The organism is Nocardia sp. NPDC004711 (genome assembly GCF_053601595.1).
In genome coordinates this window covers 18,885-44,324 of record NZ_JBSGCB010000042.1, presented here as the reverse complement: position 1 = coordinate 44,324, position 25,440 = coordinate 18,885, and the positions used below count along the sequence as shown (strand labels likewise).

General features: G+C 68.5%; 27 protein-coding genes. 10 read left to right on the top strand and 17 right to left on the bottom strand.

Annotated elements, in window-relative coordinates:
- Positions 1-24: 24 nt before the first annotated feature.
- Positions 25-1,179 (bottom strand): helix-turn-helix domain-containing protein, encoded by a 1,155-nt coding sequence (locus ACWEKS_RS34230; RefSeq protein ID WP_452343941.1) that lies wholly within the window; start codon positions 1,177-1,179, stop codon positions 25-27.
- Positions 1,180-1,371: 192 nt separating this feature from the next.
- Between ACWEKS_RS34230 and ACWEKS_RS34225 the strand changes: the two genes are divergently transcribed.
- From ACWEKS_RS34225 to ACWEKS_RS34210, 4 genes are read left to right on the top strand one after another with little or no spacing between them, the layout of a single operon-like run.
- Positions 1,372-1,548: a hypothetical protein gene (locus ACWEKS_RS34225; RefSeq protein WP_452343940.1), complete on the top strand. Its 177-nt coding sequence runs from the start codon at positions 1,372-1,374 to the stop codon at positions 1,546-1,548.
- Positions 1,549-1,550: 2 nt separating this feature from the next.
- Complete coding sequence (locus ACWEKS_RS34220) at positions 1,551-1,874, top strand: hypothetical protein (protein ID WP_452343939.1); 324 nt, start codon at positions 1,551-1,553, stop codon at positions 1,872-1,874.
- Between the two features lie 8 nt (positions 1,875-1,882).
- Positions 1,883-2,830 (top strand): hypothetical protein, encoded by a 948-nt coding sequence (locus tag ACWEKS_RS34215; RefSeq protein WP_452343938.1) that lies wholly within the window; start codon positions 1,883-1,885, stop codon positions 2,828-2,830.
- Between the two features lie 11 nt (positions 2,831-2,841).
- The gene (locus ACWEKS_RS34210) at positions 2,842-3,807 is read left to right on the top strand and encodes a hypothetical protein (protein ID WP_452343937.1); all 966 of its coding nucleotides are present in this window, start codon (positions 2,842-2,844) and stop codon (positions 3,805-3,807) included.
- A 50-nt stretch (positions 3,808-3,857) separates the two neighbouring features.
- On the opposite strand, the gene ACWEKS_RS34205 is transcribed toward ACWEKS_RS34210, so the two are convergent.
- The 16 genes from ACWEKS_RS34205 to ACWEKS_RS34130 form a co-directional block, all read right to left on the bottom strand.
- Positions 3,858-4,418 carry a hypothetical protein gene (locus ACWEKS_RS34205; protein ID WP_452343936.1) on the bottom strand — a complete coding sequence of 187 codons (561 nt, stop codon included), beginning with the start codon at positions 4,416-4,418 and terminating at the stop codon, positions 3,858-3,860.
- Complete coding sequence (locus tag ACWEKS_RS34200) at positions 4,418-5,152, bottom strand: hypothetical protein (RefSeq protein ID WP_452343935.1); 735 nt, start codon at positions 5,150-5,152, stop codon at positions 4,418-4,420. The genes ACWEKS_RS34205 and ACWEKS_RS34200 overlap by 1 nt, the downstream gene beginning before the upstream one ends.
- Positions 5,152-5,733 (bottom strand): hypothetical protein, encoded by a 582-nt coding sequence (locus tag ACWEKS_RS34195; RefSeq protein ID WP_452343934.1) that lies wholly within the window; start codon positions 5,731-5,733, stop codon positions 5,152-5,154. The genes ACWEKS_RS34200 and ACWEKS_RS34195 overlap by 1 nt, the downstream gene beginning before the upstream one ends.
- 243 nt (positions 5,734-5,976) lie before the next feature.
- Positions 5,977-7,230 (bottom strand): DUF7257 domain-containing protein, encoded by a 1,254-nt coding sequence (locus tag ACWEKS_RS34190; protein WP_452343933.1) that lies wholly within the window; start codon positions 7,228-7,230, stop codon positions 5,977-5,979.
- Positions 7,230-7,667 (bottom strand): hypothetical protein, encoded by a 438-nt coding sequence (locus ACWEKS_RS34185; protein WP_452343932.1) that lies wholly within the window; start codon positions 7,665-7,667, stop codon positions 7,230-7,232. The genes ACWEKS_RS34190 and ACWEKS_RS34185 overlap by 1 nt, the downstream gene beginning before the upstream one ends.
- Before the next feature lie 9 nt (positions 7,668-7,676).
- Entirely contained in the window at positions 7,677-8,087 is a 411-nt protein-coding gene (locus tag ACWEKS_RS34180) for a hypothetical protein (protein ID WP_452343931.1), read from the bottom strand.
- Between the two features lie 6 nt (positions 8,088-8,093).
- Entirely contained in the window at positions 8,094-8,498 is a 405-nt protein-coding gene (locus tag ACWEKS_RS34175; protein ID WP_452343930.1) for a hypothetical protein, read from the bottom strand.
- 11 nt (positions 8,499-8,509) lie between these two features.
- Positions 8,510-9,322, bottom strand: a complete 813-nt coding sequence (locus ACWEKS_RS34170; protein WP_452343929.1) for a hypothetical protein — start codon at positions 9,320-9,322, stop codon at positions 8,510-8,512.
- Positions 9,323-9,391: 69 nt separating this feature from the next.
- Positions 9,392-11,308, bottom strand: a complete 1,917-nt coding sequence (locus ACWEKS_RS34165) for a major capsid protein (RefSeq protein WP_452343928.1) — start codon at positions 11,306-11,308, stop codon at positions 9,392-9,394.
- A gap of 219 nt (positions 11,309-11,527) precedes the next feature.
- The gene (locus ACWEKS_RS34160) at positions 11,528-13,657 is read right to left on the bottom strand and encodes a 2'-5' RNA ligase family protein (protein ID WP_452343927.1); all 2,130 of its coding nucleotides are present in this window, start codon (positions 13,655-13,657) and stop codon (positions 11,528-11,530) included.
- A gap of 54 nt (positions 13,658-13,711) precedes the next feature.
- Positions 13,712-14,008, bottom strand: coding sequence for a hypothetical protein (locus ACWEKS_RS34155; protein ID WP_452343926.1), 297 nt, complete (start codon positions 14,006-14,008; stop codon positions 13,712-13,714).
- Positions 13,939-14,958: a hypothetical protein gene (locus ACWEKS_RS34150; RefSeq protein WP_452343925.1), complete on the bottom strand. Its 1,020-nt coding sequence runs from the start codon at positions 14,956-14,958 to the stop codon at positions 13,939-13,941. The genes ACWEKS_RS34155 and ACWEKS_RS34150 overlap by 70 nt, the downstream gene beginning before the upstream one ends.
- Positions 14,856-16,157 (bottom strand): phage minor head protein, encoded by a 1,302-nt coding sequence (locus ACWEKS_RS34145; protein WP_452343924.1) that lies wholly within the window; start codon positions 16,155-16,157, stop codon positions 14,856-14,858. The genes ACWEKS_RS34150 and ACWEKS_RS34145 overlap by 103 nt, the downstream gene beginning before the upstream one ends.
- Positions 16,144-16,500 carry a hypothetical protein gene (locus ACWEKS_RS34140; protein ID WP_452343923.1) on the bottom strand — a complete coding sequence of 119 codons (357 nt, stop codon included), beginning with the start codon at positions 16,498-16,500 and terminating at the stop codon, positions 16,144-16,146. The genes ACWEKS_RS34145 and ACWEKS_RS34140 overlap by 14 nt, the downstream gene beginning before the upstream one ends.
- Positions 16,497-18,122 (bottom strand): hypothetical protein, encoded by a 1,626-nt coding sequence (locus tag ACWEKS_RS34135; protein WP_452343922.1) that lies wholly within the window; start codon positions 18,120-18,122, stop codon positions 16,497-16,499. The genes ACWEKS_RS34140 and ACWEKS_RS34135 overlap by 4 nt, the downstream gene beginning before the upstream one ends.
- Entirely contained in the window at positions 18,119-18,418 is a 300-nt protein-coding gene (locus tag ACWEKS_RS34130; protein WP_452343921.1) for a hypothetical protein, read from the bottom strand. Before ACWEKS_RS34130 ends, ACWEKS_RS34135 begins: the two co-directional genes overlap by 4 nt.
- Before the next feature lie 58 nt (positions 18,419-18,476).
- On the opposite strand from ACWEKS_RS34130, the gene ACWEKS_RS34125 reads away from it, so the two are divergent.
- From ACWEKS_RS34125 to ACWEKS_RS34100, 6 genes are all read left to right on the top strand, one after another.
- Complete coding sequence (locus tag ACWEKS_RS34125) at positions 18,477-18,797, top strand: hypothetical protein (RefSeq protein WP_452343920.1); 321 nt, start codon at positions 18,477-18,479, stop codon at positions 18,795-18,797.
- A gap of 4 nt (positions 18,798-18,801) precedes the next feature.
- On the top strand, positions 18,802-19,266 hold the full coding sequence (locus ACWEKS_RS34120) for an HK97 gp10 family phage protein (protein ID WP_452343919.1): 465 nt from the start codon (positions 18,802-18,804) through the stop codon (positions 19,264-19,266).
- Positions 19,267-19,280: 14 nt separating this feature from the next.
- On the top strand, positions 19,281-19,793 hold the full coding sequence (locus ACWEKS_RS34115; RefSeq protein ID WP_452343918.1) for a hypothetical protein: 513 nt from the start codon (positions 19,281-19,283) through the stop codon (positions 19,791-19,793).
- Positions 19,794-20,390 carry a hypothetical protein gene (locus ACWEKS_RS34110; RefSeq protein ID WP_452343917.1) on the top strand — a complete coding sequence of 199 codons (597 nt, stop codon included), beginning with the start codon at positions 19,794-19,796 and terminating at the stop codon, positions 20,388-20,390.
- A 76-nt stretch (positions 20,391-20,466) separates the two neighbouring features.
- A complete protein-coding gene (locus ACWEKS_RS34105) occupies positions 20,467-24,447 on the top strand; it encodes a phage tail protein (RefSeq protein WP_452343916.1) in 3,981 nt (1,326 codons plus the stop codon).
- 3 nt (positions 24,448-24,450) lie between these two features.
- Complete coding sequence (locus ACWEKS_RS34100) at positions 24,451-25,422, top strand: hypothetical protein (protein ID WP_452343915.1); 972 nt, start codon at positions 24,451-24,453, stop codon at positions 25,420-25,422.
- The last annotated feature ends 18 nt before the right edge of the window (positions 25,423-25,440 follow it).

Genomic DNA, 25,440 nt, shown 5'->3' with positions numbered 1-25,440 from the left:
AGGTGTGCTCGATCTAGGCGATCATTACTGATCCGCGGCCCGGACGAATTCCTTCGGGTACATGTCACGGATTGCTTCGCGCACGATGGCAGCATCGGGGGCGTCGCTCTGCTCGATTTCCTTGACGACCTCGGTGACGCGCCAGATGTTCGATGGGACGAGCCGCCCTGAGGTGACTGCCTCGATGGCGACGCTCGCGGCCTCATCCGGTTTGTCCGCCGCGACGAGGGCCAGCCCGAGATCGATCCGAGCGGTTGCGATCCGGCGCGGCCGCGGATTCTCAGCCGCAAGTTGGTCGGCGAGGACATGGCGGGCGTAGGACTCGGCGGCGGGGTCGCCGAGCCACGCCAGCGTGGTGGCGACATAGGCATCGGACTTGGCCGGGTCGTATTGAAAGTGGTGTTCTGGCCGTTCGGGCGCTTCCATTGTCGAGACCAGGCGAGCGACTCGCCGTAGTGTGCTGTGAGTGCCGGCGGTATCGCCGAGGCGGGCGAGCGCGCGGCCCTCCTGGGCGGTGGCCTGGATGTATACCGACGAGTGGCGGGGCGCGCGATCCTGCGCGGCGCGCGACAGTTCAACAGCCCGGGCGAAGTCGCCGTCGATCAACCGCTGCCATGCTCGGGTTTCGAGGCACCATGCCGAAATGACAGGATGCTCGGACTCCTCGGAGATGCTGTCCGCCACCGAAATCCGGGCATGCGCGGCCTTCAATTCGCCCAGGTCGACGTGACATGTTCCGGCGAGCAATGACAGCCAGCCCACGGCGACGAGTAGGCGCCGATGCTCGGTGAGTGTGGTCTTGCCGTCCAGCATGAGGCGGGCATAGGTCAGGTGGCGCTGTACTTCGGCGAGCAGGTGGTCGGGCTTCGAGGTGGTGTACCCCGCCGCGAGGTCGTCGACTGCCAGCTCGAGGCGGTCGAGGGCGTCGCCGCTGATGTCGGAGGTGGAGACGCGGTTGGCCCATTCCAACGCCGCGAGCTGCCCGTCAGCGCTGTCGGAATCCGTGACGGCAGCACCGATTTCGCGCTCGTAGGCCGACACGATGTCGGGTAGCGCGGCGCGCTTCCCGTTCTCGATCATGCTCAGGTAGGCGACCGTGTAATTGGTGCGCAGCGCCATTTCGCGAAGGCTGAAACCTGCAGCTTCGCGGGCCCCACGCAGCAATGCACCAAGTTCCATCGAATCCCTCGCCCGAGGACTGTGAACGCTTTGTGAACACCGTAACTGGGGTCACCGCGTCCCCGCAGATCTACTTTGAATTTCAGGGCTACGCCGCCGGGCTGGAAGCCATCGCCCAAGCTCCCCGGCGGCGCGGCCTGTTCACCGAATAGCAGGGGCAACAGGGCAACCCATCAGCCGGAGGCACCGGACATGGCATTCATTCTCGCTCTCACTCTGACCTCGCTGGCGCTGTTCGTCGGCGCAATCGTCGGCCGAATTGTTCAAGGCTCGCAACGAGATACGTCGCAGCTGACCGTCGACAAGATCCGGGCGCGCCTGGCGGCCGAGGGGGCACGCACCTACGTTCCAGTCAGCCGGGGGTGGTGATCATGGGTCTGCTGCCTTCGGCTGTAGGTTTCCTGCGGAGCGACGTATCGGGGCTGAGCCAGCCTCAGGACGAGTTGAAGATCCGCCGGGCCGCAAAGCGAACCGGCTATGACCTGAGCCGGACCATCGTGTTCAGCGAGCGCACCAAGGACCGAGCGCACCGCCTGCGCGTGGCGATCACGCGTCTCGGAGTGGACGCCGTCATCGTGCCGAGCGCCGCCCACTTCGATGACCATGAGATTCCCGCCGAGGTGCTCGCGGTGGCGACCGTGATCACGGTATCGCCGGGGAACACCCGGCATCGAATCCGGAGCGCGACGAGCTAGGCCATGCGATGTCTGTCGAAGGCGTTCTCGCACTGCTGAATGGGGATCGGCCGGCCGGGTGGCTGCAGTACCTCGACGGGTCGTGGGCCCCGGTCGGGCACGACGGGTGGATCGGGCCGCCGATCACCGCCGCCGACCTGCTCGAGGTCGCGAGCCATGACCTGGCTGCGCTCGAGGCGGCCGGATTCATAGGTGAGGTCATCGACGTTGAGCCGCTCGCGGTCGTCGATGTCGAGCACGGCGATTCGAAAGGAGGCCGGACCACCCGGCTCGCCCTGCGGGCCAGCAGACCGCCAGATCCGGCGGAGCACATCTCAATCGCGGTAGTATCGCCGCGCCGACCCTATCGAGGGACCCCCAAGATGAGTGACGACCACGAACTGAGCCCCGGCAGTTTCGACGAAGCCGCCCAACAGAACCCAGCGTGGATCGACTGGAAGCAACCGGACCAGATCGCTGCCCGCGTCGAAGCGCTGTTCGCCGAGACCGTGCCCACCTGGACGGACGAGAAGCCGCCCGACGTGGAGCGGTACAGCCACGACATGATCGATTGGTTGTGCGCGGAAGTCTTCGAGGAGATTTTCCGCGATGTCGATGCGCTCGAAGCGCCGGACAACGCCCAGGCGGCCGGCCAGTTCGTGACCTACTTCGGTGAGGCGTTGTGCTGCTTGGCCGGTGGTGAGTGGTTCGCGGGGTACAGCGCCGCAGGCAATTACTCCACGCTGTTCGAAATGAAGTTCACCCCGACCGTGGGGTACCGATGGGGCAACACCCTCGAGTGGGCCTACTCTGCCGGGGACGATCTCACCGACTTGATCTATCAGGCCGTGGAGTCCGATGACACGGACTCACAGTTGATCGCCGACCTGATCTATCGCCGCGATGTCGATCACAAGCGAGCGATGGGGATACCAGACGAGTTCGACCAAGCGAATCGGCAACACGACGCGCAGTAAGCCGGTGCGTCGTGAGCGCCGACGAGAACGACCGCAAAGAGCGGGAACGTCGGCAGCGGGAGCACCTCGCAGCCGAAGCGGCGCGCCGGGACAGGAGGGAAGCCGAGCGCCGAACCGAACGAGCTCGCAAGAGCAATGAAAAGGGCCGGAACTTCCACGAGGGCATGGCCCAACTCAGGGGCGAGACACCCGAGAACGGCTGGGAGCACGAGAAGACCACGGAAACCTCTCTTGGCGGGCGGCGGCACGACACCTCCCTGAGTGACGAAAGGGGGCGAGTTCGCGAGGCTACCGAGTACAAGAACAGGGAGAGAATCCGTGCCGACGAACTGATGCAACTGGCGAAGATACGGGAATGTCTGGACCGGGATCGGGAGTTCAAGCAGAACTATGTCATTCGCGAGCACACTCGCATCGATCCGATAGTCGAACGGCAGCTCGAGCGGATGCGGGAGGTCTACGGCCCCAGGTTCAATCTCGAACGCGTCAGCCGGGAACGCGCCAGGCAAGCGGACAGAATCGGCCGCGACTACAACAAAGGTCACCTCAAAGGCGATCAACTCGAACTGCACAATGTCGAGCAACTGCGGAAGCAACAGCGCGAAAAAGAGCGTGCTGATCGGGTGCGGGAGAAGTTGAAGACTCAGGAGGCCGTCGCGGCATCACTGGCACGACGCGAGGCCGAACGCGAACGCGAACGTGTTCGCGATGCTCGGCAACACGAGTTCAAGGATCGAGAGCGTGAGCTACGGAAGATGATGCCTGGCGCGCCCGACGACATCATCCAGACCCTAGCGCGCTCAGGGGAAACGCCTTCGGAGGTGGCAGCTCGTCAGGCCCGTGAGGCTCGGGCAGCGCAGGAGCGCGGCCGCACCGAGCGGGAGGCACACGAACGCACGCACCAGCAGGTCCGGGATCGAGATGCTCAGGCCCGCAACCGCGACGATCGAGGACGTGATGGAAGAGGGCGGGGGTAATCCGCCGCAGACAGAGCGGCGGATCGCCGGCCGTGATCTGGCACGGCTACCTAGCTGCGCGGGTCGCCGGGCAGTTTCGGCACCAGCTGGTCGAGCGGTGGCATCGTGCCCGTGCAGTCACAGGTGTCGACCCGAACGGTGACCGTCATTGTGCCGCCGTGGATTCCGCCCTGCGGACCGCGCGGCACCCACGGCCCGAGCACCGTATCCGCGCCGAGGCCGCAGCATTGCACCGCGCGCAGCATGGCCGCGGCGTCGTCGAGGACGTCGCGCGCCATGCTGTCGAGGATCGCTATCTCGGGCATCGAATTGTCCTCGGTCGTCCAATAGCAGCGGTCCACGCCGAGCTCGATCACCGCGGCCAGCTGGGCGACGTTGCCCGCCGGCACCGGGTGCGCGACCGGGGTGGGGAAGTGCAGCACCGGGGTGATGGACACGACCCGCGTCCAGGCCATTCCCTCCCCGTCATCGCTCTTGCACCACCCGTAATCGGGGGTCATCGTGCCCGGGTGCACCACCGAAATGCACGGTGCCCCTGCACGTGTCGAGGCCAGCGCCGCGGTGAGCGCGCCGATCAGGGTGTGCGCCACCTGGTACACGCCGGTGTCCATCAGCGCACCCGGATCGGATCGCGGCGGTCGGGGGAGTAGACCCGCGACGGTGCGCGCCGCCCGCCCGGGTTCACTGCGGCCAGCCACCGATCCACTGTCTCGACCCCGGTCAGCCCGTTGTCGAACAGTGTTGCGGGGTCGATCAATTGGATGTCGACGCCCTGGCGGGTGATCTGCTGGGCGCGCGCGGGGATCGAGCACTTCCCGTTGCCGGTGCGCGCTTTCAGGAACTCGACCGCCAGATCGACGAGCACGATCAGCGCCGTGTCCGGGATCGCCAGCCCCCGCATGTATTTCACCGTGAACTGGTCGGGCCGTGCGTGCAGCGGCCACAACTCGCCGTCGATGCGGACCAGCCAGCGCCGGTTGTGCACCACGTAGGTATCGGCGTCGACCAGCTGGCCGTCGACGCGGACCTCGGTGATCGACTGCACCGGGCCCGGCAGCGCGACCCGCTCCCGGGATCCCTTGCAGCGGCAGCCGGTCCCGCACCCGCACGCCATGCCCGCCCGCACCCCGGTGACCCGCGACAGGGGCCCGCCCGGACCGTCGTAGGTCGAGGGCCGGTCGGGCTCCACTACTGGGCTGATGGTGTCCTCGCACACCCCGAACACGCGCCCCGACAGCGCCCACAGGGTGGACGCTGCCAGGGCTTCGGCCGCCGCCTTCGCCCCGGCATCAGCCGAGTCGTAGGCGGCCGGCCACTGCGTGATCTGCCATCCGCATGCAGGCATCAGGCGAGAATCAGCGCCGTCGCCGCGCACGCAGCCTGCGGCGGTGCCACAAAGGTGATGTGCATGTCGACATGTTGGGTGGCACCGATCGGGGTGAGCAGCTTGCCTGCCACCGGCGGATCCGCCTCGGTCGCACCGGCATTCAGGTCGACGTCGTAGGGGCCTTTGCCCCACAGCGACCCGGCCTGCGTGCGTGCGCCTTCAATCTTGAATTTCGCGCCGCCGTTCTCCAGCGTCCACGAGGTGAGCTTGCCGCCGTGCAGCCACGGCGCGAGGAAGTACCCATACGGCTTGCCCGCGGCGCAGGCCACGCCGGGGATATCGGTCCAGGTCTCGATCGCCCAATCGGTCGGCACCACCTGGCCGAGCCGGAAACCCACGGCGTTGCCGAGGTGGTCGAGCACGGTCGGCTGTCCCAGGATCAGGTTGACCGCATCCGGGTTCACGCCCGTGAACTCAATGGCGACCGTGACCCACTTGAGCTGGTCGTCATCCTTGGTGATCCAGGCCAGCTCGCCGTTGGCTTTCTTCTGGCTCGACTCCTGGCCGTCCTCGTATTCGGGACCGAACTCGACGGTCACGAAACCGTCGAAGGCCAGCGAGTTCTTGGCGCCCGCGACGGCTTCGCCGCACGGGGACACCTTGGTGAGACGGCTTGTCCTGGCGCGGACCGGGTTCCAGCAAGTGGTGGTCATCGGGTTCTCCAGCCGATAGTGAATCGGTGGCCCGGCCCGCAGCCAGCAGCACGTCTGTTAGCAGGATAGTCCCGACAGCCGTGACCCTCGCGGCGTCGAACCGCGGTCGGGTGTCGGGTCGGTCGCCGGTCACAGATCACGGGCTTCGATCCAGTCGATCGCGATGGACCGGTAGTCACCGGCGAACTTGTTGTTGCCCTCGACAACGAAGCCCCACCGTCGATTCGTAGCGCCGCTGGATACGACCGCGCCGGTGTCGGTCCATGTCAGGAATGACGTGCCGTTTCGGTAGGCGGTGAAGACGTTGCCGACGCGCTGGAACTCGATCAGGTCGGTGGCGGCCAGACCCGTTCCCGTGGTGACACGCAGGGTTTGACCTGTCTGCCCGCCGTTGGCGATACCGGAGGTGGGGGGACTGCCGGACTGGGTGACGATCGCGCACCCGTTGCCGGTGCTGCCCACGAACATGCACATGACCCCGGACCCGAATGTGTCGGCGACCGCCAGGATCACGCCCATGACGTTGTCGGTGGCCAGCGTGGTGGTCGGGGCGATGAGTTGTGCACGCACGCTGTAGTTGTCGCCCGCGAACCGACCGGAATTCGCCCCGGCCTGGTAGGACACCCAGTTACCGGCCTCGGCGTCGTTGAACCCCATCGCTTTCATCTCTGCCCGGTTCGTCGCGATGCGGGGCTGAGCATTGATGTCGACGCGCCAGTCAGACCCCAGCGTGGCCGCGTCGGCTCGGTTGAAGTCGTCGCGCGGGAAGATCTTGATCGTCGGGGCTGGCACGGTCGCTGTCGCCACAGCTGGAACGGCGGCAATCGTCCTGTCTGCCAGCACGACCGGGGCCGGCACTACCGCTGAGGCTGTGGCCGCGGCGGCTTGCACACGAACCGCCGTCGTCGGAGCCGCGGCCACCGCGACCGCGACCGCAGCCGGGACGGTGACACCGACACCGGTCATCGGTGCCGCGACGACCGCCGCCGCGGCGGCTGCAGGGACGCGTACCTCGGTGAAGATTGCGATGGTCGGCGGTGGGACCGTGGCGGCCGCGACTGCCGGGGGCACGGTCACCGTGGCGCTACTGCTCGCTACCGGCGCGGGAACCGTCGCTGTCGCGACTGCCGCAGGCACCGTCACCGCGACCACCAACCCCGGGACGGGAAGTGCGCCGGTGGCGACTGCCGGTGTGACCGTGAGGTTTTGGCCGGCGGCGAGCGATGGCGCTACAACAGTGGCGACGGCCCGGGCCGCTGGCAGGTAGACAGGGACCGGCATGCCCTTCTCCCACACCAAGATGTCCCCGAGGTACACCCGCGAGACGGGCTGGTCCCCGAGGAACACGTTCAGCGGTGCGACACCGTTGCGGGACAATCCCATTACAGGGTGATGTAGGCGATACCGAGTGCGTCCCAGGTGACCTGGAACGTTGAGCTGGTGACCGGGGTGTCCGCACCGAAATCGATTCGGGCGATCAGGGGCCGTGTGGCATCGGTGGCCGGGCTCGAATCGTAGAGGATCAGCTGGCGGGCATTGGTCCATGTCGCGCCCGGCCAGGACAGGTTGCCGCCGGTCAGCTGAAATCGGGAGTTCGCGCCGTCGAAAGCGAATGCCGGTGTGGGAACGGTGATCCCGCCGGCGGTATAGCCGGTGCCGGTGATCTCGGTCGCGCCCAACTGCGACTTGTAGCGATGCGCCTTGTCGAAGGTGTAGGCGGAGGTGACCAGCATCGCCTTGATCGCGTCGGAGTCGAAATCGACTTCCTTGTTGGCGAGGGACATGAAGAACCCGCCGTAGAAATTCGGTGTCATCGCCATGATCGGCTCCTAACCGGGGAAGGTGATGTAGATGGTGTCGACATCGCGCCCGGTGGGCATCGCATCGAATTGGGATTGCGGCAGCGCCTGGATCCGACGCACGCCACCACCGTCACGCACGAATTCGCGATCGGCCACAGCGGGGACACCCGCATCGATCAACGGCCACAACCGAATCGGGGTCGGCGAGACAGGAACAACGATCTCGTAGGCAATCCCGCCGATCCGCACCTGCGCCGGGCCAGGCTCCAGGTCCGGGCTGGTGAACGTGCCGTCACTGCTGATCGGTGCCGAAATCCACTGCGGCGTCACGATCTGCGTGTGGGCGGCAGCATCACGCAGCACCGGGACACGGAAATACACCGCGCCGACATCGGGGCCGTGCCCGATGTCGACCATGGTGTCAGCGATGACGGTCACCGAACGCTACTTCGATCGCGTGGCGCGCTTGGCCGGTGCCGCCTGGGCCGGGGCATCATCGACGGTCTCGACCGGCGGCGGCGCGGTATCGGCTGCTGCGTCGTCGACGACCAGCTCGCCGTCGCTGGCGTCGCTCTGCGCCGGTGCGGGGGTCGTCTCGGGCGAATCCGTGTTCGTGTCAGGGATTTCGGTGCTGCCCGCATTTACTACCGGGGTAGAACTCGACTCGGCGCCGTCGGCCTGGTCGTCGATGACGAAACCTGCCGCGCGCGCCAGGTCGTCGTCGACCTCGAAACCGAGGTACTTGCCGCCGGTGACAACCTTGACGCGGTCGCCCTGGTCGCCGGCCGCTTCGAGCAGTCGGGCCGCGATTTGCTGGGCGTTGTCGTTGACAGCGAGGATGGTGGGCATGGGGGGTTCTCCTAGGTGAGGGTGATCGGAACGGCTGCGCGCACGCAGTCGTCCCAGGCGATGACATAAGTGCGTTCGGCCATGGACCGAATCGTGTTGTCGGCGCGGTCGAATGCCTGCGCCATGGTGTCGGGCCGGTAGGTGACCCCGGTCCGCCGGTAGGTGACCGCGCCGGTGACGACCAGCCACGTGGTGCCCGCGGCGGGTCCGGTGCCGTCGGGGCCGGTGCCGGGGTAGCCGGACCCGAACGCCCACCGGTTCCCGAGAGGTGTTGTGAGGCGGCCGGGTTCGCTGCCGAGCAGCTGCGCGGTCGCGGCGTGCGCGGCCACCGCGCGCGGGGCATGCAGCACCCCGACACCGCCGTAGCTCGCGCCGAGGAACGCTTCGAGCAGCCCGACACCGCGAGTGATGGACACCGGGGTAGCCGACAGCACCGCGGTTGCCTCGCCGACGGTGTTGCTCATCAGCCGCAGCCCGGTCTCGCTCCACACCGTCTTCTCGACGGCCACCCACTCGGTCGCCAGGGCGGCGGCCGCGCGGTCGCGCATCTGCTGCTCGCTGATTCCGACTGCGTGGCAGGTGAATCCGCCGTAGACCACGATCGGGTCGGCGGTGTCGAGACCGATCCCGTCCGACAGTTCCCGGTCGGTGGGGGTGTCCCCGCACTGGGCGGGGTCGGTGTGCGCGGGTCCGCACGGCAGCGGCTCCCACGCGATACCGGATGCGATGCGGCCATTTTCGGCGACCTGGTCGGCCGCCGACTGCAATCCGAACCGTGCGGGACTGACCGCGGGCGCGGCAACGATGATCGGCGGGACAGCCACCGGGTACCTCCTGGATCAGGTAGGGGACCAGGAACCCGGCCACCGCGGACGGTGGCCGGGCCCAACGGGTTACGGGGTGACGACGATCTTGCCGTTGGCGTCGAGGACCTGGCCGGCGGCGGTGGTCCCGTTGGAGGACAGGGCGATACGCACCAGCCGCGGCTTGTACCGGCGCTTGATCACCAGCAGCTTTTCCTCGGTGAACAGGTGCAGCACATCGTTGTTCACCAGGTTCTGGGTGTCGTAGACCGCCTGCATGGTGATCACCTCACCGCGCGAACGCAGGTAGGTGCCCGCGATGTACACCATCGCGTCCACGGTGGTGGGCCAGGCGGTGATCGGCGACGCACCACCGAAACCACCGGAGACACCGGTGAACGCGTCCTGCCAGTCGTAGACCCACTGGACGCGCGCGTTGCGGCGGGCGAACCAGGCATCGATCTTCGCGTCCTCGACCTCGTAGGCCTCGGTGACCGAGGAGTGCGTGCGGATCGACTGATCCGCGCGCACAACGTCCCTGACCCACAGCGGCAGCGCCACCTCGAGGATGGTGTTATCGCTGAGGCGATTCGCGTATCGAATATCGGCGATCTGGATACCGATGCTGTTGAGCAGCTGCGGGGTCGCAGACGGGCCCAGGCTCAGCGTGACCGCCGCACCCGCATCGGCCACCATGCGGGTGATCGTGCGGGCGTTGACGCGGTGGGCGTGCGCGATCAGCGAGTGCGCGATCACGTCCTCGGTCAGCTCGGAGTAGGCGTTGTGCTGCAGGATGCCGCCGTTGATACCGAACCCGATCGCCTCGGCACGGCCTTCCTGCCAGACCGACGGGCAGGGGACCCGGAAAATCGGCTTGGTGGTGCCCGCGACGGTGCCGCCGATCGCGGTGGTGAACCCGGTGCCCGCGATCGCCTGCGCCTCGGTCTGGATGAACCCGGTACCGCTGTAGATCGCGGTGTAATCCGGGCCCTCGGTCCAGGTCAGACCGCCACGCGCGGACTGCACATCCGGAACGTCGATCATGCCGGCGCTGGCGTCGGCCAGGATCGGCGACAGCTCCCAGAGGCGTTCGGACGGCGAGCACCAGCCACCCGATGCCAGCAGCGACTTCTGTGGCAGCCGCGACTGATCCGCCGCGCGGTCCATGACATCCATGTCGTCATCGGCGCGGCCGGTGACCTTCAGCTCATCAGGGAACGGGATCGCGAAGTTCGCGATGTTCGCCGAAATGTGGACGTTTTCCTGGATATGGCGGGGGAACGCGTCGAACTTCGCCGTGCCTGCCCGCGCGACCGCAGCCAGGTCCGCCATCGGCGCACCAGCCGCGTACCCGGGAACCTCAGCCGCAGCGGTGATCACCACACCGGCCGGGGTCGGATCCGGGCGGCGCACCTCGCGCGCGGGAATGTCGGCCAGCCGGACCGGGCGGCGGCGCGGTGCCGCGGCGGCGACCAGCACCGGTTCCGCGGCGGACGCTGCTGCCGCGTCGGTGGCCACGGGCGCGGCCTCGCCCGCGGCGGATTCACCGGTGCCGCTGTCGGTCTCGGTGGTCTCGGCGGCGCTACCTTCCGCGCCGTCACCGCCGCTGCCCTCGCTCTCGCCCTCACCGGCGTCGGTGTCGTCGGTGCCTTCGCCCTCGCCCTCACCAGCGTCGGCGGTGTCGGTGGCAGGGGCGACCCGGGCGGCCAGATCGGCGATGCGCGCCTGCTGGTCGGCCACCGCCTGGTCGCGGCGCCCGAGTTCGATCCGCACGCCCTCGGCGACCTCGGTGAGAGCTTCGAGGGCGGCCACTTCGTCTTCGGTGTAGTTGCGGCCGGCGTCGTCGCCGCGCAGCTCCCCGAACTTGCTGATGGTGTCGTCGAGCAGAGCCTGTACATCGACCTCGCCCGTGGCTTCGGCGAGCAGGGCGGCCACGGCATCCTTGCCGGTCTGGCCTTCGCCCGCACCGGTGGCGGTGTCGATGAGCTTCTGGAGAGTGATCTTCACTGCGTGCCTCCGTGCGGGCAACCAAAAGTGGTGCCCGGCCCGGAGCCAGCGGCTTAGCTGCGTCTAGAGTAGCCGCTCACCGCTGTATCGCCTGGTACGTCCCACCTACCTGCCCGGCGACCGCGCGCGCTTCGCCCTCGCTGGCGTAGGTGATGGTTTGCCCGTTCGGGTGCACCACCTGGTGCAGCAGCCGGGTAGGTCCGCAGTTGCAACCCATGATCAGTTGTCCTTTCCCTGGTCACCGCCGGGCCACCGGCCGAAGACCTTGTGGTAGTAGTTCGCCGCGAGTCCCTTGATCTGCTCGGGGGTCATCTCGTCAGCGCCGATTTCCTTGGTCAGTTCCTCGACCAACTTGGTGTAGGGGTGGGCGTCGCTCGACCAGCGCGCCAACCCCTTGCCCTCGGTCCAGTACTTCTCCAGCGGCTTGGCCTTGTGGTCGTCGACCGGGTCGGCGCCGGCCGCGACCAGCACCCGCCGCGCGGCCAGCGCGGCCCGCTCGGCCCGGAAGAACCGTTCGACGCGGCCCGCTCGCCGCGCACGCAGCAGCTCATCGAGGGTGGGGCGGTGCACGCGCGGCGGGCGGCGGCGCACACCGGCAGTGACCAGGGTCCGCACCCCCGACGCGGCCAGCGCCCTGGTCCTGGGCACCGGGAAGCCCGGCACGTTCACACCCAGCACCGCGACCAGCTCGAGGGCTTCCGGGCCGGAGCGACGCCGGATCCCGCGCCAGTCACCCGAGACACCGCTGCGGCGCAGCTCATCGACCCGATCCTCGGACACCCCGGGCAGGATCCGCCCCGACAGCCACGGCCCGCCCGCGCCGTCGCGGCAGCGGACCACCGCGACCGCGGTGCCCGTGTGGTCGTAGTGCTCGGCCGCGGCCCGCGCGCTCGCGTGCAGCGAGGCGTGACCGGTGCCGAGGGTGATCTTTCCTACCGCGAGAGTGCCTGTGTCGGTGCGGATCTCGCCCTGGTGGAAGTAGGCGTATTCGCTGGCGCTGGTCGGTGGGGTCACGCAGATGTCGGTGAATCCGATGTGGCAGACCTCGCTGTCGGCGAGGTGGCCGAACACGCGCCCGTCGGTGGTGACGGTCAGCGCGGTCAGCTCATCGGGTTCGGGCATCTCGAAGTCGCGGTGGTCGTAGACGACCGCCGCCGCGGTCAGCGCCGCGGTCACCGGTTCCAGCGCGATATCGGTGTTCTGCCCGGCGAACGCGATCCGGATCCGATCGAACCGCACTGCGCCGGTCTCGGTGAGCTGGTCGACGGGCAGCCCATAACCAGCCGTGAGATGCGGCACGAACGGGTCGTGCTGGGCGGGCATCGGCCCGTCGATGTCGAGCAGCGCGCCGAGCACCGCCTGCCGGAAGTCGCCGAGCCCGTCGGCACCCACCAGGTACACCGCGCACGGCTGATCTCCATCCGGGTTGAACTGGGCCCACCCCCAGACCTCGCCGGTCATCGGGCCGGTCGGCGCGATGTCGGCGATCGCGGTGCGCACCGCGTCGGCCTGCTCGGGCGACCAGTCCGCGGCCTGGCCCAGGTAGGCGAGGGTCACGTGCAGTTCCTCGACCGGGTCACCACCGGCCACCGCGAGGCGCTGGGCGTCCTCAGCGGCGGGGATCAGCGCGACCATCGCGCCGGTGTGCTCGGGCGCGGTGTCGTCTTCCTCGTCGTCGCCGTCATCCGGTTCGGTGTCCGCGCCGGCCGTTTCCCCCTCGGCCGGTGCGCTGCCATCGGGCGCGGCGGCAGCGGTCAGGGCCGCCACGTCGTCGGCGGGGGAGATCTGCGCGCCTTCGAACGCCGGGCTGGATACGAGCGTGGCACCCATGACCTTCCACTGATCGAACCGATACAGCCAGCCCGCGACGGGGCAGGGCGCGGGCGGCTGGCCAGGTTCGGGTTCGGGCTGTTCGGTCATCCACGCGGCCATCACGTCGTCGGGCACCTCGGCACCGGCCTCATCGATCGGGACCTCGGTCCAGGCGATATCGGACAGATCCGCCGACACCCAGCCCGCGACCCCGCGCGCGAGCCGCGCCGCCCAGTCCGCGGCGGTCGGGTCGGCCAGATCGAAGGTGCCCTCGGCCCACACCGCGCCGTCTTGGACCCACAGGCGGGTGATCAGCCCGACCACCTCGGATCCCTTGTGCGCGTCGTCGAGGGCGCGCTGCGCATTGAGCGGCAGCGGCAGCGGTCGGGCAGGCACGTCCTCGCCGAGCAGCGTGAACTCGCGGCCGTCGCCGGAGGGCACGTTGATCGGCAGGATCGGGCCGCGCCAGCCGGTCGGCGGGCCCTCGGTCACACCGGTGTCATCGGCGGGTGGGGAATCGAGCGCGGGCGCGGTCATAGCGGGTCTCCAATCGTGGGGAACAGATGCACTGTATCCACGATTATCGCGGCGTCAGGCGATCACGCCCGGCGGTAACACCGGTAGCAGCGGGTAGTCCGGCACCTGCCCGGACGCGACCGAGGCAGGGATGACGTGCAGGGCAGCGGCCAGCAGCTCGGACTCACCGGGCCCGTACCCGACCTGCACCGGGCCGGTCGGGGTCAGCGGGAACGCGAACCCCGGCCGGCGCAGCACCGCATCGGTGTCGGGGTCGGCGGTCCATGCGCGGCCGTCCCAGCTCAGCCAGCGGTCGCCGTCGCCGCTGTCGTCGTCGCTGAGGTTGTCGCGGCTGCGGACGTGGAAGGCCATAGCAGCAGCATCACCCCCAACATGAACGCGGTCAACTCGCCCCCGGCCGTGTCGCCGTAGACCGTGGTGGACCGCCCGAGCAGATCCTGCACTCCGACTTGGAACACTTCGTGAGCGATCCGGGCCGGGTGCAGGTTGCCGAACGCGTAGACCTTGCCGGTGTAGGGGTGACGCCACCAATCGGCGAGGGCGTATTCGCCACTGCCCTTATAGATCTCGGTGCGCTTCTCCAGCCGCTTGCCCTCCATCGCGCGGCGGCGCACCAGCGCGAATTCCAGCGCCTTCAACCCCGGCACCGCAGCCTCCATACGGTGGCCGAGTTCGTGGGCCATCACCTCACGGGACTCGGAGGAGAACGCACCGTCATAGCCGGGCACCGGCGTGCGACGGCCCGCAATCATGTCCCGCCCGCCACCGCCGCCACCCACGATGTGGAACGCGCGGTCCACCGCACCGAGGACGAGTTCGCCTCGATCGTCGGCGGCTTCGAGCCATTCGCGGGGGAACACCTGCTCGGCGTCACGCAAGTCGTCGACTATCTCGCTGCTGGCCTGCCGCACCGGATCCTGAGGGCGCTGATAGGCGCCGGTTCCACGGTCGGTGCTGACGCGCTGCTGGTGCCCGCCGAATTCCCGGTATTCGCCCATCGCCTTCCGGATGATCTCAGCCTCGCGGCGCGCGACTTGCTGGTGCGCGTCGGGGCGGTCGAACGCGTTGGCGGCGTCGCGGTCGTGGCGTGCCTGCACCAGCTCGGCGTCGCTGTCCATCGCCGCCGCGATGTCGGACCACACCGCCGCCCCCGCGTCGAGCACCTGATCGAGGTGGCGATCGAGGTCTTTGCCGGGGATCAGATTGCCGTCCGCGTCCTGCCGGTACGCCTCGGCGGCCTGGTCCCATGCGTCGGCGTCGGCCGGGAGCGCTTCGCGGGCGCGGTCGAGCCGCTCGCGCACCGGGTCGGACAGGATCGGCGCGGGTTCGGGCTCGGCCTGGTCCTCGCCGCCGTGATCCGGCTCGGTGCCGGCGGGGTCGTTTCGTCGGGGTGATCCTCGCCCTGACCGTCGCCGGGCTGGTCGTCGAGGTTCTCGCCGCGCTGCTCACGCTTCCACCGCTGCAGCGCGGCATCAGCGTCGTCGGGGTCATCGGGCCCGATGCGTGCGTGGCCGGGCCCGACACCGCGCCCACCCCACGCACCCTGCAGCGCGTCCTGCACCTCGTCCTCGCGCAAATAGAGAGTGGTGCACCGGCATTGGATGACCTCGCCCGGGGGCCCACCGGCCTCGCCGGGATGCTGCAGGTGCGCGCGCCCGACCTGGAAAGCCTCGTGCAGCTTGACCATCTGCCCGTCGGCGATGACGTGGGTGCCGCGGGTGCGTTCGTCGGTGGTAGCCAGCCAGCGCTTATAGGTGGCCGTGCCACCGGCGGCGGCGACCGCCTGGGCGGCAGCGAGCGCGCCGCCCTCGATCGCGCCGTGAGTCTCGGTGCGAGCGATGCGCCGCGCCAACCATTGCCACTGCTGCAGCGATTCGTCGTGCTGTCCCCACAGCTCGCGCTTGCGGGCCCGCAACGCTGCCTTGTCCGCGCGCGACAGTTCGGGGTCGGCCAGCTGGCGATCGATCTCGGAGATCTCGCCGCGGATCCGCCGGGTCGGTGCGTCGATGTTGAGGATGCGGCCGATGCGCTCGGTCATCTGGTCGTAATCCATGCCCTCGCTGAGCATTTCGAGCAGCTCGGGCCGCAGTTCCTCGAAGGCACCCTCGGGCCAGATCCGCAGCCGATCGTGCACCTGCTCGAGGTAGTCGAGCTGGAACGGAAGCGGGGAGATGTCGGCGCGGCGTGCGGCGTCGAGGAACCCTTCGCCGAACGCTTCGGACAGGGCCGGGTCGACGTGCTCGGCGACCCCGCGCGCCCACACCTGCGCCGCACCGCGCACGGCATCGATGTCGGGTTCGGCAGCGGCGGTCAGCGCGGGCGGGCTGTCGAGCAGTCGCAGGGCGGCGGGCGGCAGCGGCTGCCCGAGCACCAGGGCGCGCGCGGTATCGAGCCACACCGTCATCGCCTCGATGACACCGGCGAACACGCGCGCTTCGGCGCGGCGCTGCCGGTCTACCGCGTGCAGCCGCTGCGCCAGCCACGGATCACGCGGGCTCACACGCCACCGCCAGCACCTGCCGCAGCTCGGACGCCTGGTGAGCGCGCCCGGACACGATCAGCTGCCGCACATACCAATCCGCGGCCGTGATGATGCGCGGCTGATCGGGCACCACCTGGGCCAGCAGATCCCACACCCCCACCAGCAGCCGATCGCACTGCTCAGGTGCGGCGGCCAGACGGCGCGCGGTGTGGACCTGCCACGCCGGGAGCTTGTAGAGCTGGCCGCGCCCGCTGCGCCCGCTGCTGTGGTGGGCGCGTTTGCCGGCCAGCTCGAGCGCGCGCAGCACCGCCACCTCGACCGCCAGCGCCACGCACTCGGGTGCCTCGGCCGCCGTGGTCACGGCGCGCTCCCATCCGGGGTGCCGGACGGGGCGGGCTGCTCAGGCAGGGACCGCTGCTCGCTGTCTGCGCCGCTGTCGCCCGCGGTGTCCGCGGGTGCGGTGTCGGCGGGCGGGGTGTTGCCGCCGGTCGCCGCCGCGATGTCGGAGGTCTGATTGAGCACGCTCGTGTCGACGTTGATGCCCAGCAGCGGCAGCAGCAGTGGTGCGAGCGAGGGAGCACCGATCAGCAGCTTGGTCAGCAGGATCCGTTTCTTCTCGTCGTCGGTGGGCTTGTCGGCGTCACCGAAACCGTTCTCGCGCAGCGTCGCGTCCAGCGACAGCGCAGCACGATCGAACAGCTCACGGCTGTCGGCACTGCGATCCGGGCGCAGCCGCAGCGCCGAAGCGTCGTACCAGACCAGGTATTTGTTCCAGTCCGGGACGCCTTCGGCACGCAGCAGCGGATGCAGCCAGCCGATGGTGAGAGTGTGGGCGATGAACACCATCTGCGGTGTGACCGCCAGTTTCACGTCCTCTTCCGAGATCGCCCACGCACTCCAGTGGTTGGATCCCGAGCCGAGCCCGAGCAGCGCTTCGGGCGGGGAGTCCATGCCGAGCGCGATCCGGCGGATCGCTTCGTTGCGCAGCTCGACCGCCTTGGGATCGAGCGGCTCGGCGAACTTGATGTGCTTGACCTTGTCGATCAGCTCGCCGGGTGCCTTGGCGACCAGCGGCACCAGCGCCGCGGCGCTGCCCCGGTCCTTGATCGGGGCCAGCATCATTTCCATCAGGTCGCGCACGAAGGGGTCGATGTCGTCGTCATCGTCGCCGCTCGGGCTGCCCTGCCCGCTCAGCACCTCGATCTCTTGGGGCACCAGCAGCAGGCCCGCACCGGCCAGCCGCGAATCGATCTGCGCGCTGACATGTTCAGTCAGCCCGCGCAGCTCCCGGGCGACCGGCATGATCGCGCGCGCCCCACAGTCGGCCCACGCGGACTGCCTCGGGTGCGGAATCCAGCCGCGCACCACATGCTCTGTAGGGGTCAGCGGCCGAGTATCCAGGCCGTTGTTGTAGGTCCAGGACTTGCCGGCCGGAGTGAGTTCCTGCACCGAGCACGGCTGCCAGGTGAACGTGTCGTCTTCCCCGTCACCGAGCAGCATCAGTGACTCGCCGTTGAACCCGAAATGCTGACCCGCCCGAAACAGTGCCTGGCTGTTGGCGGCCGGGTTGGAAAACATTCGACCGCCCAGCTCAGCGGGCAGCCCCTCGGTCACTTCCACCGGTTCGTCGCCGAGCCGCTCGACCTTGGCGATCATCGGCCGCATCTGCGACACCGAGCGCGCGGTGCGGTCACCGCTGAACCGCAGCTCGCCGATCTCATCGCGCAGATCCCAGATCTCATCCTGCCACCGCTGTTTCGTGTTCTTGGCCGTGGTGCGTGCCACGGTCGGGCCCGCGAGGATCTGCGCGGCAGCGGTGATCGTGCGCGGCGGCCGGCCCGGATTGGTGCGGGTGGCCTGGTCGAGATGAAACTGCGTGAACACCGCCCTCGGCACGCGGGCCCGCGCCCCGCGCCGCGTGCCCGCCGTGGCGGCCAGCTGCTCGGCGATGCGCGCCGCGGTCGATTCCGGGCGGCGCTTCATGAGCGGTCCCCGTCGAGGTGGGTCGCGCCCAGCCCGATCAGGTGCGATGCGCTCAGCGCGGCGGCCGGCCAGATGAACCACGGCTGGTCACCGTAGAGATATCCGGCGGTGAAAACAGCTGCCGCGCACCACATTCCGAAGCACCACGCACAGGTGACCAGCCAGGACAGGTCGCTGGCGTGGCCGGTGCGGGTGATCACCGCGGTCCGCAGATGCCGGGTGATGTAGTCGTCTGTCACCAGCCGGGTCAGGCGCGCGGCGGCGCCGAGGCAGAGCAGGAATGTCAAGAAAGGCACGGCTGACCACCTTCGACGCTGGAATACATAGAGACAGTGTGACTGTATCCTCGCTCGCATGACCGATGTGACTGTGCGAGCCGAGCAAGCCTTCGAGGACTGGGCGGCGGGCGAGGTCCGCACGGTGGCCCACACCCCGCGGATCGGCACGCTGATCGCCGATGGGCGCGTGACCGTGCTCGCTGACCCGACCCCGCCCGCCGAGGACTCGACCGAGGCGCAGGTCGAGGCCCGCGCCGAGGCGGTGCAGCAGGCCAGCGACGCAGCAAACGAAGCGCAGGCCGACCTGATCAGCAGCCGCGCCGACGTGGCCGCGCTGATCGCCGAGCCCGAGTCGCCAGCGCCGCGGGCGCGCCGCCCGCGCGCCGACAAGGCGTAGTGCAGTGACCTCGGGCCAGATCCACCGCGACCGCATCCAGGCTGCGATGCAGAGCGCCGCCGTGCGCTGGGGTGACCGTGTCGGCCGCGAGATCGCCAACCGCGCGAAAGCCAATTGCCCCGTGGATGAGGGCAGGCTGCGGTCGAGCATCACCCATCTGGTCACCGCCACCGCGAGCGGCGCGATCGTGCGTGTGGGATCCCCGCTCGCCTACGCCCGCTGGCGCCACGAGGGCACCGGCCTATTCGGCCCGCACCATGCCCGCATCGTGCCGGTCACCGCCCGCGCCTTGAAGTTCCGGGCCGGCCGCACGATCGGGCCGCTACCGCCTGGTGTCCGCCGCCCCGCCAAGACGCAGCGCGCGTGGATGTTCGCCAAGTCGGTGAAGGGCACCCCCGGCTCGCCATACCTGACCCAAGCGCTCGAAGAAGTGTTCGGCCCCGGCATCTCCCGCAACCCCACCACCTAGACAGGACAGCACACATGCCGCCTCGCACCCGCAAGCCCGTTAAGCCCGCGAACCCGCTGCCCGCCGAGGGCGTCGAGGACGCACTGACCGTAATCAACGAACCCGAGCTGGTGATCCCGCCGGTCCTCGACGACGCCGAGCGCCCGATCCCCGCCGCGCTGCAGTTCACCACCGGCAGCGGCGAGGACAGCGCCGACCCCGAGATCAGCGATGACGACATCCTCGAGTTCTCGATCGACGGTCACACCTGCGTGGCGATCAAGCCCACCGAAGAGCAATGGGGCGTGCTGATGGGCATGATCTCGGGCAGCTCGACCATGCCCGAGCGCGTATTCGCCATGCAGCAATTCGCCTCACACACCCTCGATGAGGAGAGCTTCCACTACGTGCAGCGTCGGTTGCTCGACCGCACCGACGAATTCGGCACCGAGGTCTACCACAAGGTGTTGACCGCGATCATCGATCATTTCTCACCCAAGCTCAATCGCACCGAGCGCCGGCGCGTGGCGCGGAACCTGCACCGGTAAGTGTCCGCGGTATGGAAGCCGCACGCGGGTGCGTGGCGGTGGGGCGAGCGGGTCGTGCACCTGGCCGACCCGCTGCCCGGCACCCGCGACCTGGTCGCAGTGACCCTGTCCGACTACAGCTTTCGGGTCCTGACCGCGACCACCCGCGACACCGGGGATGCAACCTGGCTGATCGAATCCATCCTCACCGGCGCTATCACCACCCGGCAGATCGAAGCCATCGCCGACGCCGTGGTCGAGAACATCTTCGGGCAGCCGCGATGGACCGTCACGAAGATCTGGAAACAGACCCTCAAGATCTGGCGCGAGGTCGACGGCGAGCTGGGCCAGCGCGGGGTCGACCTGCTCGCCCTGGCCCCCGACCGCGCCACCGCCGTGGCCTACAGCTGTCTGCGCCACCGGCACTCTCACAACGACGACGCCCTGAGCCGCTGGCTGGGGGATCTGGACCAGGTGCCCGACCGCGCGCGTGATACCGGCGCCGATGACGATGCGGCGGCAGCTGATTGGCTGGCGGCGGCAGCGATGTTCGGCGGGGGCACGCCGCCGATGATCGCGCTGCCCGAGGGTGTCGACAGCGAGCTGACCTTCACCTAGCCCGATACGCTGATACCGATCCATCTGCTGCTGGCTGCGGGCCGGGCAACGAATTCGTTGCTCTGGAGGCCCGCCGGTGACATTGCCATTCGCCGAGGCGCACGTCTCCGCCCAGCTGGATTGGAACAACCTCGACGCCGAGCTGGAAGCGCGAGTCAAAGCTGCCGCGCGCAAGGCTGAACAGGTCCTCAAAGCCGAGCTGAAAAACGCTCGGTTCCCGATCAACATCGCGCTGTCGGCCAACGTTTCCCAGTTCCGCCGCGACACCCAGACCGCACTCGATGCGATTGTCTTGCGCAGCAAGGTCTCCTTGTCGGCCAACGTGGCAGCCTTCCGCCGCGAGGCGCAGACCGTACTTAACACCCGGACTCTCGACGCCCGCGCGAACGTGCGCCTACAGGTGACCACCGCCGAGCTGCAGGCCTTCGCCGCGGCCCTGCAGGCCCGACTCGACCGGCTCGCGCCGCATGTCAACGTCAGGTTGAACATCACCAACGGCGCAGCCTTCCGCGCGGAACTCGCTGCGCTGACCCGTAACCAGACGGTGAATGTCGACATCGACCGCCGTGGCGGTGCCGGCGCGAAGACGGCGAGATCGTCGTTGCCCGACGTGTCGGGTCTGGTGGGCGGGGCCGGGAAAGTCGGGCTGATCACCGCGGCGGTAACCGGACTGACCGGTGCGATCGGCGCGGCCGCCGGCGCGGTCGCGGTGCTCGGTGTCGGGCTGGCTTCGCTGGGGCCGGTTGCGATGGCGGGGATTGCCACGATCGCGGTCGGGTTGGGTGGCGTCAAGGATGCGTTCTCTGCGCTGTCGAGCGCCGAGGATTCCGCCGGTAGCGACGCCGCCGCCAAAGCCTCGGCGATCAAGACGGCCACCGACCAGGTGACCTCGGCTGAGAAGTCCGTGCGCAACGCGAAAAAGGACTCCGAGCAGGCCGAAAAAGACCTGACCACCGCCCGCAAAGACGCCATGAAACAGATGCGCGACCTCAATCTGGAGGTCCGCGGCGGGGTGCTCTCGGAGAAGGAAGCACAGCTCGACCTCGCCGACGCACGCAAAGACCTCGCCAACATCAAGCCCGGTGACGACTACGAGCGCGCGCAACTGCGCGTCGCCAAGGCAGAGCAATCGCTACTCGAAACCCGCACCCGCAACTCGGATTTGGCGGAGAAACAGCAGGAAGCCCTCGCCAAGGGAGCCGAGGGCAGCGACACCGTCGTGGCAGCCAAGGACAAGCTTGCCGCAGCGAACGAACGGGTCGACGACACGACCAAGGCCCTGGCCGACGCACAGGAAGCATTGAACGACGCCCAGACGAAATCCTCTGGGGCGCAAGACAAAGCAGCCCAGGCCATGGCGAAACTATCGCCCAACACGCAGTCGTTCGTGCTGGCGACGCGCAGCCTGAAGGACAGCTGGAAAGACCTAGTCAAGCTGCCGGTGCAGGATGCGCTGTTCGCCGGTGCCGATACCGGGATCAAGCAGCTCGCCGAGGTCGCCTTCCCGGTCCTCGGGCGCGGCATGACCGCGGTTGCAACCCAAATCAACGGGCTCACCACCGATTTCGCGAACTTCTGGAAGGCACCCGAGAACATGGGTGCGCTCGAGTCGATCTTCAACGGTGCCGCCTCGTTCATCGGCGGGCTGGGGCCGGGCCTGAAGCAGGCCACCACCGGAGTCCTGTCCCTCGGGCAAGCATTCGAACCGGTCGCGGGCAAGATCGGTGAGCAGCTGGGCGGGATGCTCGGCCAGGTCGGGCAAGCGTTCACCGACGCGTTCAACAACGGTTCGCTGACCCAGCTGATCAGCACCTTTGGCGACATGCTGCAGGGCCTCGGCGCTGGGCTGAATCCGTTGATCGACGGGCTGATCCAGATGGGCAACATCGTCGGCCCGACCCTCGGCCCGCTGTTCACTTCGATCGGCCAAGCGGTCCAGACGATCGCGCCGGCACTCGGCCAGATCGGTGCGACCTTCGCCACCACGCTGACCGCGATCATGCCCGACCTGGCGAATTTCATCTCCGCCCTGGCGACCGGGCTGCAGCCGGTGCTGCCGGTGATCGGGGACCTGCTGCAGTCGCTGATGACCGCCCTGACCCCACTGATCGGCCCACTCAGCCAGATCGCGCAGGTCGTGGGAATCGCACTGTCGCAAGCGATTACAGCGCTCGCCCCCGCCATGAAACCGATGGGCGACGCGTTCGCGGCGTTGATCACCGCGCTCTCGCCGATCATCCCGGTCATCGCCAATGTGGTGGCCGGGCTGATCACCGCGCTCGCGCCCGCCCTGACCACGATCTTCAACGCGGCCGGTCCGCTGATCCAGCAGATCGCCGACCTGCTGATGCCGATCTTCGAGCAGCTGCAGCCGATCCTCGCCGACGTGGCGCAGAAGATCGGCGGCTCCCTCGCTGATGCGATGAACCAGCTCGCGCCGCACCTGCCCGAGCTGGCGAAGGCTTTCGGAGACCTGATCATGGCGGTCGCGCCGATCCTGCCGCAGCTGGTCGACCTGGCCGTGAAGATGCTGCCGCCGCTGCTCGATGTGCTGATCGCGATCCTGCCGCTGCTCGAGGACCAGGCCAAGTTGTGGACGTGGTTGGTGCTCAACGTGATCGAGCCGTACGTGATCCCCACCTTCGAGAAGATGGCCACCACGATCGGTGAACAGCTCGGCAACGCGGCGACGGTGATCAAAGCATTCAGTGACCACGCCGATGTCACGCTGCGCGGGATCGCCGGATTCTTCACTGGGCTGGGCGACACGGTGACCAGCGTGTGGGACACGATCGTGAAGGGCATCAAGTCTGCGGCCCGCGAGATCGGAAAATTCCTGGTCGGGCTGCCTGAAGTGAAAATCCCCAATATTCCCGGAATCCCTGGCGGGGGCGAGAAGATCGGATTCCGCGGAGTCGGCCAATCGATGATCGACTGGGCTGGCTCCGAGGGCAAAGCCACCGGCGGGCGGCTGGTCCGCGGGCCCGGCACCGCCACCAGTGATTCGATCCCAGCCCTGCTCGACGGAGTCAAACCGCTGCGCCTGTCCGATGGCGAATTCGTGTCCACCGCAGCGGCATACGGCGCGGGCGCGCCACTGCTGCACGCCCTCAATGCCGGCTGGGTGCCCTCGCCGGAGTTCCTGCGCACGATGGTCGGCGGGGTGCCCGGGTTCGCAGGCGGCGGTCTGGTCACCGCCGACCAGCTCGACGACTTCGCCAAGGGCATCGAGGGCGCGGCCTACAACTGGGGCGGGGTGCACTGGGGCGACTGCTCGGGCGCCGCCAGCGCGCTGGCGAACTACGCCACCGGTGCGTCGCCGTGGGGGTCACGGTTCACCACCGCCACCGAGGGCCAGGCGCTCGCGGCGATGGGCGCGCAGCCCGGCATCGGCCCGTCCGGGTCGCTGTCGTTCGGCTGGTACAACGGCGGCCCATACGGCGGGCACACCAGCATGACCCTGCCCAACGGCACGAAGGTCGAGATGGGCGGGGCCCGCGGCGACGGCCAATACGGCGGCGCCGCCGAGGGCGCGAACTCCGCGCTCTACACCGATCACGCCCACTTCCCCCCGGAGTTCTTCCTGGGCGGAGACCCGAAGACCGCCGGCGGATCCACCACCCCGGCGACCACCACCACGACCACCGGCGGGGGCGGTGGCGGGTCGAGGCCGAACACCAGCACGACCACCGGCGGCGGCCCGACCGTGCTGGGCGCGACCGGCATACCCGACACCCCGGATCTGAACGTGAACACCGGCCCGCCCGCCACCGGCATTGCCGCCGCGAACGAGTGGGCATCGAAACAGGATTTCGCGGGCAAGTTCCAGACCGTCGGCATCGACGCCCTGAAATCGATTGTCGGGGAGTTCTCGGACAACTTCGGCCTGAAGAGCCTGACGGACAAGGGAATCGACCAGGCGGTGACCGCGGCCAAGAACTTCAAGCTGGCCGACACCATCAACTACTACGGCATGGATCCGCAGAAGGTGGCCGATGAGACCGAGAAGATGCTGGGCCGCACCACCGCGATCTCTGACACGTACAGGAACGGGTGAGCCGTGGCTATCTGTCTGACCAACCCCGGCAGGATCATGCAGCTGATCCTGCGCGACATGAAACCGGGGAGCCCGACCTACGGCCAGGACAGGATCACCCTGGACATCCTCGGCCCGAACGGCGGCGAGCAGGGGATCCACCTGCTCGATGGGTCGTGGGAAGACCTGTGGCACGCCCCGATCACCCAAGTGCGCGAGTCCTACGCCTACCAGGAAGGCAGCACGCTCGACGACGTGCCGCGCGTCAATGAGCGGCTGTGCACCCTGCGCATCGGCACCATCGGGCGTACGACGCTGCTGTGGGAGCAGATCGACGATCTGCTGTGGCGGGTGCTCGGCCCGTCCTGGGACTGCTACCTGCGGGTGTTCTCGGAGATCTCGCCGCCGCGCGAGCTGCGGCTGCGGTGGGAGAAGAAACCCAAGCCGTTGACCCAGCGCGACCCCGGCCGGACCAAGGCGCTGGCGTGGGAGGTCTACACCCTCAGTGTCGATCCCTACTGGTACGCACCGGAACTCAGCTACTCGATCAAGCGCAGCCAGATGACCGAGATCAACCCCACCACCGGGGCACCGCAGACCGGCACCGGGGTGTGGCAGGGGACGCTGCCGATGCTCAACCCCGCCGATGTCGAGTGCTGGCCGCAGTTCGCGACCAGCACCCTGGCCGCGAACACCGTGGTGTGGCTGCCGGATGGACTCTCGGGCAACACGGTGCAGGTGCCGGCGGTCGGGGCGCTCGGGCCCGGCAAGGAATGGCTGATCCGGACCTTCCCCCTCGACGAAACCCTACTGGCGCTCGACGACTCACAGCCGTGGGCCGACCTGAACGGGCAAGCATTCGAGAGCGCGATCCCGAAAGGAACGGGGTCACCGGTCCAGGTGCCGATCCGGATCCAGGGCGGCAGCCCCGACACCGAGATCCGCGTCTGGTACCCGCAGCGCTACACCCGATTCATGGGCGGGGAGGCGGTCTGAGTGCACTATCTCGGAAAC